The 13,642-nt window shown below is 70.0% G+C and carries 11 protein-coding genes; 5 read left to right on the top strand and 6 right to left on the bottom strand.

Annotation, left to right across the window (positions count from 1 at the left end):
* Nucleotides 1–300 precede the first annotated feature (300 nt).
* The gene (locus MEBOL_RS37980; protein ID WP_095981983.1) at nucleotides 301–1,788 is read right to left on the bottom strand and encodes an FAD-dependent oxidoreductase; all 1,488 of its coding nucleotides are present in this window, start codon (nucleotides 1,786–1,788) and stop codon (nucleotides 301–303) included.
* Nucleotides 1,785–3,143 (bottom strand): 2Fe-2S iron-sulfur cluster-binding protein, encoded by a 1,359-nt coding sequence (locus MEBOL_RS37975; RefSeq protein ID WP_095981982.1) that lies wholly within the window; start codon nucleotides 3,141–3,143, stop codon nucleotides 1,785–1,787. The genes MEBOL_RS37980 and MEBOL_RS37975 overlap by 4 nt, the downstream gene beginning before the upstream one ends.
* A 288-nt stretch (nucleotides 3,144–3,431) precedes the next feature.
* Here MEBOL_RS37975 and MEBOL_RS37970 point away from each other — a divergent pair, with 288 nt between their 5' ends.
* The gene (locus MEBOL_RS37970; RefSeq protein WP_095981981.1) at nucleotides 3,432–3,641 is read left to right on the top strand and encodes a hypothetical protein; all 210 of its coding nucleotides are present in this window, start codon (nucleotides 3,432–3,434) and stop codon (nucleotides 3,639–3,641) included.
* Between the two features lie 68 nt (nucleotides 3,642–3,709).
* Here MEBOL_RS37970 and MEBOL_RS37965 read toward each other — a convergent pair whose 3' ends face one another.
* From MEBOL_RS37965 to truD, 4 genes are all read right to left on the bottom strand, one after another.
* Nucleotides 3,710–5,098, bottom strand: coding sequence for a bactofilin family protein (locus MEBOL_RS37965; RefSeq protein ID WP_095981980.1), 1,389 nt, complete (start codon nucleotides 5,096–5,098; stop codon nucleotides 3,710–3,712).
* Nucleotides 5,099–5,106: 8 nt separating this feature from the next.
* Nucleotides 5,107–5,616 carry a hypothetical protein gene (locus tag MEBOL_RS37960; protein ID WP_095981979.1) on the bottom strand — a complete coding sequence of 170 codons (510 nt, stop codon included), beginning with the start codon at nucleotides 5,614–5,616 and terminating at the stop codon, nucleotides 5,107–5,109.
* The gene (locus MEBOL_RS37955) at nucleotides 5,613–6,179 is read right to left on the bottom strand and encodes an RNA polymerase sigma factor (RefSeq protein WP_179956488.1); all 567 of its coding nucleotides are present in this window, start codon (nucleotides 6,177–6,179) and stop codon (nucleotides 5,613–5,615) included. The genes MEBOL_RS37960 and MEBOL_RS37955 overlap by 4 nt, the downstream gene beginning before the upstream one ends.
* A 123-nt stretch (nucleotides 6,180–6,302) precedes the next feature.
* Nucleotides 6,303–7,844: a tRNA pseudouridine(13) synthase TruD gene (truD, locus tag MEBOL_RS37950; protein WP_095981977.1), complete on the bottom strand. Its 1,542-nt coding sequence runs from the start codon at nucleotides 7,842–7,844 to the stop codon at nucleotides 6,303–6,305.
* Between the two features lie 98 nt (nucleotides 7,845–7,942).
* Here truD and MEBOL_RS37945 point away from each other — a divergent pair, with 98 nt between their 5' ends.
* The 4 genes from MEBOL_RS37945 (at nucleotide 7,943) to MEBOL_RS37930 (ending at nucleotide 13,637) form a co-directional block, all read left to right on the top strand.
* Entirely contained in the window at nucleotides 7,943–8,902 is a 960-nt protein-coding gene (locus MEBOL_RS37945; RefSeq protein ID WP_095983258.1) for a hypothetical protein, read from the top strand.
* A 100-nt stretch (nucleotides 8,903–9,002) separates the two neighbouring features.
* Nucleotides 9,003–10,706 (top strand): adenylate/guanylate cyclase domain-containing protein, encoded by a 1,704-nt coding sequence (locus MEBOL_RS37940; RefSeq protein ID WP_095981976.1) that lies wholly within the window; start codon nucleotides 9,003–9,005, stop codon nucleotides 10,704–10,706.
* Nucleotides 10,703–12,616: a serine/threonine-protein kinase gene (locus tag MEBOL_RS37935; RefSeq protein WP_095981975.1), complete on the top strand. Its 1,914-nt coding sequence runs from the start codon at nucleotides 10,703–10,705 to the stop codon at nucleotides 12,614–12,616. Before MEBOL_RS37940 ends, MEBOL_RS37935 begins: the two co-directional genes overlap by 4 nt.
* A gap of 121 nt (nucleotides 12,617–12,737) precedes the next feature.
* Nucleotides 12,738–13,637, top strand: a complete 900-nt coding sequence (locus MEBOL_RS37930; protein WP_095981974.1) for a hypothetical protein — start codon at nucleotides 12,738–12,740, stop codon at nucleotides 13,635–13,637.
* Nucleotides 13,638–13,642 lie beyond the last annotated feature (5 nt).

Here is a 13,642-nt window from a genome sequence, read left to right as displayed (position 1 = left end):
CGCTGGGGGGTTGAATCGACGGCCTTGAGGTGCGCTCGTCGCGCAGGCGGAGAAGAGGAAGAGAACGATGAGGACCCATCCGCCCAACAGAGGACGCAGCCGTGTGCCCGTTAGGCGCGAACCAGCACGACGGGTGAACACGTTGCGCCTTCCTTTTCTCGGGGAGTTCGGGAGTGAGCGTCGCGGGGCGAACAGGAAATATGCTCACAACCGCTTCGTGAGCACTCCTTCTGATTGAACGGCGTGAACGCCCCCGGTCGTACCGGTGGCGAGACGTCCAAGGGAGGGGGATTTGGGCTCTCAGCCGATGATCATGTCCTCGCGCTCCAGCTTGCCTTCCTGGAAGCGGCGCAGGTTGAAGCGGGTGAAGAGCTCGTCGGACGTGCCCGATGTCATCCACTCCGCCATGCGCTCGGACACCGCGGGCGCCATCATGAAGCCGTGGCCCACGAAGCCGGACAGTTGGAGCATGTTCTCCAGCCCCGGTGTGCGGCCGAGCACCGGGCTGTTGTCCGGCGTCACGTCGTAGCAGCCCGCCCACTGCCGCAGCACCTTCACGTGGCCCAGGTTGGGCAACTGCTCGGTGAGCGCCCGTGCGAAGCGCGACACGAAGCGCAGCGTCGAGCCCATGTTCAACCCGGCGGGCTCCAGCGCGTCTCCCATGCCGCCGACGATCTCCCCACGCATCGACTGGCTGAAATACAGCCCTGAGTCCAACACGGACACGAGGGGGCCCAAGAAGGGCTTGAGCGGTTCGGTGCTGAGGATCTCATGCCGGTGGGGCTCGTTGGGCAGTTGCACCCCCGCGAGCCGGGCCACTTCCGGGCTCCACGCACCGCAGGCCACCACCACCGTGTCGCACGCGATGTCGCCCCGGTCCGTCTTCACCTTGCGCACCAAGCCCTCGGACTGCTCGAAGCCCGTGACGGTGGTGAAGGTCTCCACGGCGATGCCCGCCTTGCGGCAGGCGTTGGCGTAGCCCCAGAGGAAGGGCCAGGGGAAGATGACGCCGTCCTCCGGATTGAACGAGGCCGCCTGTGCGTCCTTCAGGGTGAGTCCGGGGACGATGTCCCGCGCCTCGTCCACGGTGAGCATCCGCGTGGGCACGCCGTGCTTGTTGTGCAGCGCGGCGTTGCGCTCCAGGCGCTGGGCCACCGCCTTCGTCTTCGCCATGAACAGGTAGCCGCCCTGGCGCAGCCACACGTTGATGCCCATGTCGCGCGCGAAGCGGCCCATCAGCTCGATGGAGCGCTTGGCCAGCTCGATGTTGGCCGACGTGCCCCACTGCATGCGCACGCCGCCGCCATTGCGTCCGGACGCGCCCGCGCACAGGTAGCCGCGCTCGAGCACCACCACGTCCTTCTCTCCGCGCAGGGACAGGTTGTACGCGAGCGCCAGGCCCAGGATGCCGCCGCCGATGATGACGACCTTCGCCTTCTTGGGCACCGGTGCCTCGGGCCGCAACACGGGCGGAAAGACGCCCGTCTCCTCGAACATGCCCCCCACGGGAGGTTGGGACTCGTCCACCGGCAGCGACGCCAGGACCGACAGCTCCGTGGGGTAGAGCGGAGGCCGGGGGGTGAAGGGCAGCAGGCCCTCGGGCTTCTGCGCCTTCTCCCGGGCGAGCAGCGCCGCCACCGCCGACAGGCAGCTCTTGCCCTGGCACACCCCCGTCCCGAAGCCCGTGAAGCGCTTGACGGACTCCACGTCGCGAAAGCCCTTGGCGACCGCGTGCCGGATGTCCTCCACCGTCACGTCCTCGCACGAGCACACCATCTGCTTGCTCATGACTGCCCTCCCATGAGCGCTTCCGCGAGCGCTTCCGCCGCGCGCCGGCCAGCCGCCGCCGCCTGGGCCGTACTCCCGCCCCCCGTGACGTCTCCCGCCACCCAGACGTCCGGCGCCGCCGTGCGCCCATCCGCGTCCGCCACCACCGCGAACACCTCGCGTGCCTCGTTGAACTCCACCTTCGCACCGCCCTGGCGCGCCAGCTCGAAGCTCGGACTGGTGCCCACCGCCACCAGCACCGCGTCGCAGGCCACCTTCACCCGTCGGCCGGACTCACCCTCGTAGCTCAGCGCGTTCACCGCGCCGAGTCCGTGTGCCTTGGGCGCGCTGCCCCGCACGCTGCCCGCGGGCGCGTCCGGGGGCACGGGGCCCTTCAGGTCCACCACCGCCGCCACCTTCGTTCCCCGCGCCTCCATCAGCCGCGCGAGCGCGTACAGCTCCGGTCCCGAGCCCACCAGCGCCGCCACCGGGGGCGCCACGCCGTAGCGGCGCACCAGCAGGCTCGCCGCGTGGCCCGAGTACACGCCCGGCAGATCGTTGTTCTCGAAGGGCAACATCGGCGGATGGCCGCCTGGCGTGATCAGGAAGCGCTCGGCGTACACCTGAATCAGGCGGGGACCTTGGGCATCCTCGGCCACCACGGCGAGGAAGCGCCCGGCCGCGTCGTCGAACAGGCCGATGACCGTGGCCCGTGTGCGCACGCTGTCCTGGGGCAGGGTGCTCGTGTCCGGGAGCGAGGGAGCGTCCGGCTCCGGTGCGCCCGTGAGGTACCGGCCACCGAGCTGGCTGTCGCGCTCGAACAGCAGGAAGGGCACTCCCCGGGCGGCCAGGGTCTGGGCCGCCGCGAGTCCCGCCGCGCCCGCGCCCACCACGGCCACGCGGATGCGCACGACCTGCACGGGCATGCGCGCCGGGGCGGGCGCATCCGGCAGCAGACCGAGGCCCGCGAGCTGGCGCGCCACCTTCGCCATGACCTGCTCGGCCACGGGCATGCCGGCGAACATCTCGTGGTGATCCAACCCCTTGGGGAAGAACCAGTCGATGGCCTCGAACACGTCCACCTTCGCCGAGGGGTACGCGTTCTGCCGCTCGAGCTTCATGCCGTCGCGGGCGGGAACGCGGCAGGTGTAGACGTTGGGCACGCCGTCCACGCGCATGAGGCAGTGCGAACACGCGCCGGAGAAGCAGTAGGGGCCACGGGCCCGATGGTATTTGATGGATCGGGCGAGGACGGATTCACCGGCGGCGACGAGCGAACAGGCGACGGGCTCGCCTTCGAGTGCCGGGACCGTTTCGCCCTCGAGGTCCATGGTGATGGACTTGCCGCGCGAGGCGGCGTCTGGGAGGCGACGCATAGGGTGCGCGGACAATGTCCCAGAGGCCCCGAGCGGTCAAAGCCCCCCTGTCATGGCGGCGCGCGTCGCGAGCAGTGGGGAACACAGCCGGAATGATGCTGCCTGGAACCCCGGCTTCTCTTCCGGTTTTCCCTCGAGACTGGCGCGCCGCGTCAGCCATGCCGTTCGGGAGGCGCGAGGGGGGCCGGTCAGACAGGTGCTCCCTGGACTGGCGCGTGGCTCCCGTCCCGTGGTTGCGTGCACAGGGTTGAATCGCAGCCCCATGAACTCACACAGGAGGGACACGGTATGGGTCTCGGACGGAACTTGAGTGGGCGGGATCCGCAGCGGCCAGAGAAGGGCGACTCGCGGAACATGGAGCGGCCCGTCAACCGCAAGGGAATCGACTTCCTGAGAAACCGCGGTGAGGCGGAGGAGTCTCGCGATCTGGCGTCGAGCGAACAGGAGGAGCGAAGCCTGGAGGACACGCCCGTGGATCAGTCCCGGTCGGGACACTAACGCTCCACTCCCGCCCGCATGAACGTCGCGGCGCGAGTCCCTGGGACTCGCGCCGCGGGTCTTTCCGGTCAACCGCGCACGTGCTCGTCGTGGAAGAGGGGCTCGGGCAGACCTTGTGAGCGGTTGCCGAAGCGGGTGCGCATCACCGCGCCCAGGGCCACCAGCGACGCCAGCACCATGACCAGGTTGCCGAGCACTGGCAGGTGGCCGAGGACCAGCAGGATGAGCAGTCCCAGGGCCAGCACCATCGCTTGCGTCTTCTTGGCCGGGCGCAGGGGGAGCCGCGCGCCCAGTTCACTCGCCACCGCCGCGAAGCCCCACACCGTGAGGATGGGCACCACGAGCGCCAGGACCAGGGCCAGTGGAATGCCGATGATCGTCACCGACAGGACCAGGAGGACGGGGACGAGCGCCACCGCGCCCAGCAGGCCCATGAGGCCGCTCTTCACGGGTTCGTTGCGGATCTCCGTGCCCAGCGCTTTCATCCGGGACGGGAAGAAGAGCTGCCCGAGAAAGCCCATGCCGAAGAGCATGGCGAACTTGAGCAGGAAGGACGCGAGCCGTCCGCCCCGTTCCTCATGCGCGTCGGAGTCCTTCTGCCTCGCCTCCCGGAGGCTTTCCTTGATTTCCCCCGCCACCGTGCGGCCGATGCCGGCCCCGCCGAAGGACTCGGTGGAGCCCTCGACCTGTGCGCCCTGTTCCTTGGTGACGCTGCCCCCGAAGGACGACACGTCGCCCTCCACATAGGCATTCGGGCCGAGGACCACGTTGCCGCCAAAGGCGCGCGCGTCGCCCTCCACGCGGCCGGTGATCTCCAGGTTGCCCCCGAAGACGACCGCGTCTTCTTCCACGTTCCCCTTCACCACCAGGTTGCCGCCGTAGACGACCGCGCTGTCCACCGTCTCGCCTTCCTTCACTTCCAGCGAGTGTCCCCGGGCCACCACGTCCTGTGAGCCCTTCTTGGAGCGGCGCAGCTTCTTCATCTGATCGCGCACGCGCTCCTTCACCTCGTCCTCGTCCAGCATGGAGCTCTCGGCGATCGCGCTCGGGGGCGAGAGGGTCGGCGTGGGGGCGGCGACGGGGAGGGGTGGAGGGGCGATCACCGGCGCCTGGGCCTTCTCCTCGGCCGTCATCGCGCGCAGCGTGTAGATGCCGCCGTCCTGCTCCAGCTTGAGCGAGTAGGCGCGGGCCACGGTGCGCAGGGCCTGCTCGGCGCTGACGTTCTTGAGGTGCACGTCGGCGGGCGTGTCCAGCGCGCCGGTGACCACCACGTTGAGCCCGCCTTCCTCGGCGATCTTCTGGATGGCGTCGCGCAGCGTGCCGCGGAACTGGAGCTGGAAGGTGTCCTGGGGCCGGGACTCCGCTGGGGTGGCCGGGGAATCCGCGGGGGGCTGTGCGAGCGACAGGGGCGCGGCGAGGAAGGCGGCGGACAACCACAGGCGCTGGGAAGTCTTCATGGCGACACTCACGCTTCGGAGGGAGGGAGGCTGTGGCCAGCCAGCCGCTTGATGCCGAACAGGGAGGAGAACAGGAGCAGGGCGAGCATCACGGCGACGGGCGCGGCGGCGGTGTTCCACAAGGCATTGGCGCCACTGCGCAGGGCCTCGAACGCGGCCCGGCTGCTCACCATGGAGCGCGCGAGCCCCGTGCCGGCACTGCTCAGGGCCGCGTCGTTGGACAACAGCACCCCGAGCCCCACCAGCAGGGAGACGGCGAGGATGGTCACGCCCGTCCACAGCTCGCGGCGCAGGGGCGGGGGTTCGGCGGACACTCGCGCCATCACCTGGTGTACGAGGTCCGGCGGAGGGAGCGGATCCGTCAGGCGGAAGAGATCCTTCTCCAACAGGCGGTGCTCCTCGAGGATGGCGGAGCACAGGGGGCAGCCCTTCGCGTGTTCGAGGCAGGGGCCCGCGCCTTCCTCCAGCTCGGTGAAGAGCGCCTCGAGGTCCGGGCATTGGGTGGACTCGGGCGTCATGTGGGCTCCTCCGGGCTCATCTTCTTGCGCAGTTTCTCCCGGGCCCGAAAGAGGCGCGCCATGATCGTGCCTGGCGCGCAGCCCAGCAGCTGGGCGATCTCCTTCGTGGTGCGCTTCTGCACATAGTAGAGCGCGAGCACTTCCCGGTCGTCGGCGGACAGGGTGGCGAGGGCCTCTTCCAGCGACTGGCGCTCCTGGCGGGCGATGGCGCCCTCCTCGAGCGACGCCTCATCGCTGGCGAGCACGTCCTTGATGGGCTCCAGTTCCTGGGTGCGCACCTTGGTGCGGCGGCGCAGCAGATCCAGGCAGAGGTTGCGGGTGATGGCCATCACCCACAGGTCGAAGGGGCGCGACTCGTCGTACTTATGGAGGTTCTGGTAGGCGCGCAGGAAGGCCTCCTGGGCCACCTCGGAGGCCTCGGCCTCGTTGCCGAGCAGGCGCAGCGCCAATCCGTAGACGGGGCGCTGCACTCCGCGCACGAGCGACTCGAAGGCCGAGGGATCCCCCCGGCGGGCTGCCACTACGTCGGCCTTCCAGGCCGGGACGACGGCTTCATCCACCATCCGCATCCCGATGGCCCGGGCGAGGTCCGCGACGTGTGCTGCGTTGAGGGCGAGAGCGTTCACACCCTGGTCTACGCGGGTGCGTCCCCCCCATTGCACCCGGAGGGGACGCGGAGGGAGCGATCACTTTTTCTTCCGGGATTCCGGGCGCTTGGCCGCCTGCTCCTTGCGCGCCTGGACCTTGGCGTCCTTTTTCTGGCGTTGGCGCTCGCGGAACCCAACGGGGGCGGCCGGAGCGGCGGCGGGAGGGGGTGCCTCCTTGGGTTGGGCCAGTCTGCCCACGGCGGAATCGGAGACCGGCGGGCGCCGAGGCGCCTGGCTGGCGGGACGGGCACCCCGGGCCGCGGCGCGGGGAGCCTCGGTGCGAGGGGCCTCGGCGCGGGCCGCCGGGCGGCGGGGTCCTCGAGGCGGACGGGCGGCGGGGGCCTCGTCACCGTCGCGCTCCTCGGGGGGCGTGTACCAGCCCTCGCGGATCTTCTGGGCGCTGTCCTCTTCGTACTCGAAGTGGAAGAGCCGCTTGATGACGAGGGTGGCGTAGGCGCCAGGGGGCAGGGTGAAGGCGATGTTCACCTTGAGGTAGCCCCGGTTCAGGTCGTCGTTCTGCACGCGGCCGATGACGAGCTTGTGGGGGACGATCACCGTGGGGCGCTCTTCGTGCTTGAAGTAGAGCATGCGCGGGGCTTCCTCGATGCGCAGTTGCTCGAGCGACAGCTTCTCGCGGCCCATGACCCAGTCCACGGCCTTGCGCTTCTTCGGATCCTCGATCAGGGAGTCCGGCGCGAGCAGCGGGAAGGTGGAGTCGCGCAGGGTGTTGAGCGTCTCGGAGTCCGCGTCCCGGTGGAAGAGCAGGGTGCCCGCCTGGTACTTCATGGGGAAGAGGTGCTCGCGCGGCAGCAGCTCCTGGAGGTAGCGCCGCACGCCCTCGTTCCAGAGGTAGCTCTGGTAGGTGAAGAGCAGCATCGCGCGGTAGTCCGCCTCGATCTGCAGGAAGGCGCGCACCCAGTCGCCGGGGTGCTCGCGCAGGGACTTGAGGACGCGGTGGTACTTCTTGGTGCCCTCGAAGGGCACGCGCGCGTCCCACTTGCCCCAGTTGTCGCGCCAGAAGGCCTTCACCTTGGCGTCGTCCGAGCGATCCAGCTCCGAGGGGCGCGCCAGGTAGTTGTGCAGCGCGGCCTCGAAGTCCCCCCGCAGGAGATCCTTGGCGATGAAGCCCTGGCCGTGCTTGAGCGAGCCAAAGCGCTGGCTGTCGAAGTAGTTCACCACGCCCAGGCGGTTGATCTCCGCGGCCGCCACGTTGAGGGGCCCGATGGACTCCTGCGTGAGCATGCGCACGGTGACGGCGAAGCGGTTGGACGTGATGTTGGCGGACGAGAGCGCCTTGTCCGTGCGCCCCAGGTACTTGAGGCGCAGGTCGGGCTCCTGCATGTCCACGTCGGCGCCATCCACCGCGATGAGCTGCTCGGTGCGGCCCTGCTTGTCCTTGAGGCCGCAGTAGGAGATGGAGCCGGGCTTGAGGCCGAAGGCATCGCGCAGGCGGTTGGCCGCGTCGAAGGTGGACAGCTTCTGCTTGTCCATGAGGTAGACGCGGTAGCGGCCGCTGGCCACCTCGTCGAAGCGGTAGGACTCCTTGACGGAGAAATCCTCGGGTTTCTGCTTGATTCGCACGAGGGCTCCCTTAACAGCCGGAGCGCCCCGAACGAAAGGAGGGAGTGGCCCGGGGCCTGACAATCGCTCCCCTCGCGGCCTATGGTCGCCGGCCTTCCATGAGAATCGCTCTTCTACTCGCTCTCCTGACGGTCACGGGTTGTGCCTCGACGCTGTCCACGATGCAGACGGCCAAACCGCTCGCCCGGGGCCAGGTCCGGGTGTCCGGTGCCGCGGGCCTCTTCGTCCCGGCGGGCCAGCTGGGCACGCTCCTGTCGCAGGGCATCTCCGAGGGCCAGTCCATCAAGGACGCCATCCTCGCCGGACAGGCCTACCACCTGGCCGAGGCGGACGCCCAACGGCTGCTGGGCGTGGGCCTGGCGCTGGCGGTGGCCCCGCCGGGCCCCTCCAATGAGCTGATGCTCCGCACCGGACTGCTCGCCTCGCACGACCTGGACGTGGGCCTGCGTCTGAGCAGCACCTCCCTGCGCTTCGATGGCAAGGCGCGGCTCGCGCATGGGGGAGACCCCGAGGACGACTCGCTGCCCGACTACCGGCGCAAGTCCTATGATGTCGCGCTTGGTGTGGGCCTGTCCCGCCACCTCTTCAAGAGCCCCGTCCTCGATGCCCTGGAGATCGTCCAGATCAACGATTTCTCCCGGTGGGACCTCGAGGTGCCCGTCTACGTGAGCCTGGACGTGGGTGACATCTTCAAGCTGTACGGGGCACCCAAGTACATCTACAGCCGCACCTCGCTCGACTCGCGGCTGGTCGACTTCTCGCGGGGTGGCCAGGACGTGACGGGCTTCGAGCTGGGCTTGCCCGCCCGGGTGTCCAGTCACTTCGTGGGGGCCAGCGTGGGGGTCGCGCTGGGCTTCCGCTACGTGCACCTCTATGCCGAGTTCACCGGAGGCTACAGCGCCTGCCGTCCGGTCCTCTTCGGACAGGAGCGGGACTTGGGTGGGGTCACCCTGTACCCGGCCGTGGGTCTCGCCTTCCAGAACCCGACTCCGTGGGGTGCTCGCTCCCGCTCACGGCCCTCGTCCACGGTCCCGGAAAATCCGGGAAATACCCTCTGAGGGTTCCCTCCAGGCAAGCGTCGTGACCGTTCCGGAGCCCGGTGGGCTCTGGTAGTGTCGCGCCGGTGACACCGGAATCCGGGCCATCGAGGTCTCGCGCGTGAGTCAAGGATCCCCTCCATCCACAAAGCCCGCAGGCACGCGGGGACCGTACCTCAAGGGACGGTTTCCGGACGGGTCAACGGGGGAGTTCGCGCTCGGGCCGTTGACCACCCTGGGGCGCCATCCCTCCAACACGCTGCGGCTGGTGGACCGGGAAGTGTCCAAGGAGCACGCCACCATCGAGCGGGTGGGGCGCGACTTCATCCTTCGCGACCTGGGCTCCTCCAACGGCACCTTCGTCAACGGCAAGCGCGTGGCGGAGCTGCGGCTGCGCGACGGAGACGAGATCAGCCTGGGGGCCTCGCGGCTCGTCTTCCACTCGGGGGAAGCCTCGACCGTGTCGGGCCCCTCGGGGGCGGCGGCCGCCGCCGCGGCGCTCGCTCGTTCGCCCCGGGTGACGGTGGTGGCGCAGTCCCATTCCGCCCCCGCCTTCCTCGCGCAGATCGATCAGCAGGGGCCACAGCAGAACTTCCGGCCCGCCGAGCAGATCCAGGAACTGGCCACGCTGCGGCGCGAGTACGAGAAGCTGCGCACCGCCTACGAGTTCCACCGCGAGGTGAGCCAGCAGGGCAAGGGCGCCAACCTCTTCGAGCAGATCCTCAAGGTGTCCTTCGAGCTGCTGGCGGCCGACCACGGCGTCATCCTCAAGCCGGCCGCGGACGGCCAGTTCACCGCGATCGTGGCCGAGAAGCACCGCCCGGGCAGCCCGCCCAATGTGATGGTGTCCGCCACGGTGCTTCAGAAGGTGGCCGAGACGCACAAGGCGGTGCTCATCGCGGACGCCATCATCGACGAGCGCTTCTCCTCCACGGAGAGCATCGTGGCGCAGGGCATCCGCTCGGCCATGGCGGTGCCACTCCTGTCCAAGGGCAAGCTGGAGGCGGTGCTCTTCCTCGACTCGCGCCAGCAGTCCAACGCCTTCTCGGAGAAGGATCTGACCATCTTCTCGGGCATCGCCGCCCAGGCGAGCATCGCCCTGGAGAACGCGGCGCTGGCCGCGCAGGTGCAGTCCGAGGCCATCACCCGCGCGGAGCTCAGCCGCTTCCTGTCCCGCGCGGTGGCCGAGGCGGTGATCCGCGGCGAGACGGAGGACCTGCGCCAGAGCCGGCTCGCCGAGGTGACGGTCCTCTTCGCGGACATCCGTGGCTTCACCACCCTGTCGGAGAACGAGTCTCCGCAGGAGGTGGTGAGCATGCTCAACGAGTTCTTCACCCTCATGGCCGGAGTCGTGTTCCGCCACGAGGGCAACCTGGACAAGTTCATCGGCGACTGCGTCATGGCCGTGTGGGGTCCGCCCTCGCAGCATCCGGATGATCCGGCGCGGGCCCTGCGCGCGGCGCTGGAGATGCAGGACGCGGTGGAGGTCCTCAATGGCTCGCGCGTGGCCGTGGGCAAGCGGCCCATCGAGGTGGGCATCGGCGTGAACACCGGCCAGGCCGTTGTCGGCTACATGGGCAGCACCGAGCGCCATGAGTTCACCGCCATTGGCGACACGGTGAACACGGCCTCTCGTCTGTGCGGACTCGCCCGGGGCGGCGAGGTGGTGGCCACCGACAGCACCGTCTTCAAGGCGGGCACGGGCTTCGACGTGGAGCCGCTGCCCGTCACCCAGGTCAAGGGCAAGGAGAAGGGGGTGCAGCCCTACCGGGTGCACGGCGTGGAGAGCACCACCACCACGACGCCTCCCCCTCGCACCCGATGACGACCCAGTCCTGTCCCAGCTGCGCGCGGGCGCACCAGGTGAGCACCCTGCGCGAGGGCGCGGAGGTGCCCTGCGCCTGTGGTGCCCACTTCATCGTGCGCGCCTCGCGGGCGGGAGTGGCGCCGACGCATGAGGCGTTCAGCGGCCTCGAGGCCACCTCGGTGGCGAGTCCCGCGGTGGCGCTGCCGGGCTACGAGCTGGAGCGGGTGCTCGGCCGGGGAGGCATGGGCGAGGTGTGGCTCGCGCGGCAGATGTCGCTCGGCCGCAAGGTGGCGGTGAAGGTGTTGCCACCCCGGCTCGCCAAGGATCCCGAGTTCGTGCGGCGCTTCGACAAGGAAGCCACCGCGCTGGCCACGCTCAACCACCCCAACATCGTGCAGATCATCGATCGGGGCGTGGCGGGCGAGCACTACTTCTTCGTGATGGAGTTCGTGGAGGGCCGCTCCCTGCGCGAGGTGGTGCGCGAGCTGTCGCCCTCCGAGGCCCTGCGCGTGGCGCTGCAGGTGGCGCGGGCGCTCGAGTGCGCGCACGACAAGGACATCATCCACCGCGACCTCAAGCCGGAGAACGTGCTGCTGGACGCGCGCGGACATGTGAAGGTGGCGGACTTCGGCCTCGCGGGCATCCGCCGGGCGGACTCCACCGCGCTCCAGCTCACCGCCACGTCCGTGGCCATGGGGACGCTCAACTACATGGCGCCCGAGCAGCGGCGGGACGCCAAGAGCGTGGATGGGCGGGCGGATCTGTTCTCGCTCGGCGTGGTGCTCTACGAGATGCTCACGCGCGAGGTGCCGGTGGGCCGCTTCCGCCTGCCCTCCGAGCGCGTGCCCGGCCTGGATCCCCGGGTGGACACGGTGGTGGAGCGGTTGTTGGAGAACGAGCCCGGGGCGCGGTTCGCGAGCGCCCACGCGGTGTGCGAGGCGCTCGAGGCGTTGGTGACGAACGTCTCGTCCTCGTCGCCGCCGTCCAGTGGCGCGCTGCAGGCCGTGCCCGTGGGCATGGGGGCGCGCGACCGGTGGTACTCGGGTTGGCGTCCGGTGCGTACGGCGCTCGCGGTACTGGGCGCGGTGGTGCTGGTCTTCTGGGGCCTGCGCTCCGTGCTGGACGGTCCCATCGTCCTGCCCTGGGGTCAGAACTCCCTGGTGTTGGGCGGAAGGCCCGTGCGCGTGGTGCCGGGGCCCAAGGTCTGGCCGGTCAACACCAACGCGGATCTGTTCGTCAGCTCGGTGGTGGATGAGCTGTCCGACGGGCGGGTGCGCGTGGGATTGGACTTCGTCGTGGGCCAGGAGAATGTGAACGCCCACGCGGGCACCTGGACGCTGGTGGACGGACAGCTCCACGCGATGCAGGGCGGAAATGACGCCAGCGGAGGCCAGCTCATCCCCCGCGCCTATCTGGCGCACCGCTACTTCTCCAGCGACGACTTCTCCGCCGAGGCCGTCATGAGCGCCAAGCCCCTGGGGCGGGGCTATCCCGCCGAGGAGCCCGACGCGCAGCACTACGCCGAGCTGTCCTTCCGCGTCACGGGCCTGCAGGTGTCCATCTACGCCATCCCCGACGTGGGCATGCGCCTGAGCTGGCGCTACGCCACCGTGGACGGACGCGAGGTGGTGGGCAACAGCTCCCAGGAGGTGGCGGACCTGGTGCAGGACGAGACGCCCATGCCCCAGGGCCCCTTCCGCGTGAAGCTCCAGCTCAAGAAGAAGAAGAACGGGGTGGACGTGGAGGCGTTCATCAACGGCGCCGAGGAGCCCTTCGCGCACAAGTTCCTGGAGGGCTTCCAGGGGCGCTCGGCGAAGGTGGCCATGGGCTGCCGCAACCTGGAGTGCACCTTCGATGACGTGGTGGTGCGGGGCCTCCAGGCCCAGAAGGGCGAGGACCAGCCCATGGCGGAAACCCGACAGGAGTGACGGGGGCCCCGGGCGTGCGCGCGGGGTATGCCCTTGCGAGCCTCCGGCCGCATCCTCACCTTTGACCCGGTCGGGGACCGCCGAGGCGGTCCCGGGGAGTGGATTCGGGGCAGGGGGAGCCATGGATTGGCGGTTGGCATTTGCTCCGCTCTACGCGGCGGGCCTGGGCGCGCTGGTACTGGCGGCGTTCACGTTTGGACGCAGGGAAGCGCGGAGCTTCACACCGCGTGGACCGCTCGCCTGGTTCGCGCTGCTGGCGGTGCTGTACTCGCTCGTGGCCCTGCGCTACGGGACCGGGCCCTTCACCTGGGTGTCGCTCGGCGCCCTGGGCCATGGCATGGGCGCTGGGCTGCTCGTGGGGGCCGCCGGACTCGCGGCGGCGGGCTCGCGGGTGCGGGTGCGCGCGGATGCGCTCAAGGCCGAGGCACCTCGCGGCATCGACGAGGGCGTGGCCGCCCTGCGCCAGGGCCAGGTACCGCACTGGGGCGTGTACCGGGGCCGGCTCGCGGCGAGTGATTCGGTGACGTCGCCGGGCGGCGTGGTGTGCGCCTTCTACGAGGCGGAGGTTCGTGCCAGGCGGGCGGATGGCGGCAAGGGCTCCCTGCTGTCCGTGGAGCGCGCCTACGCGCCGCTGTTGCAGGTGAAGGGCGAGAAGGCGGAAGCGGCGTTGAGCTTCTCGCCCCGGTTGCTGTTGGCGCCCCAGCGGACCCGGCCCTGTCTCCTGGGCCTGCCCGCGGAGGCGGGTGCCGCGAACGTTCCCGCGGAAGGCCTGCCTCCCGAGGAGGCGCTGTCCTACGAGCGCGTGGGCAAGCTCGGCGAGGAGTGCCTGGTGGTGGGCGAGCTGCGGCCGGGGCCGGTGCCGGGGGTGTACGAGCTGCGCGGCCGGCAGGGCGGGCCCGCCATGGTGATTCTGGGCAACCAGGGCGAGACCACGGGCTCGGTGCTGACGCGCCGGGCGTGGCGGTTGTTCGCGGCCGCCGGGGGCCTCACCGTGGCCGCCGCCTGGGTGTTCGCCAGCTGAGCCTC

Origin of the sequence: Melittangium boletus DSM 14713 (genome assembly GCF_002305855.1) — a bacterium.
GTDB classification, from domain to species: domain Bacteria; phylum Myxococcota; class Myxococcia; order Myxococcales; family Myxococcaceae; genus Cystobacter; species Cystobacter boletus.
This window is presented reverse-complemented; position numbering and strand designations above follow the sequence as displayed.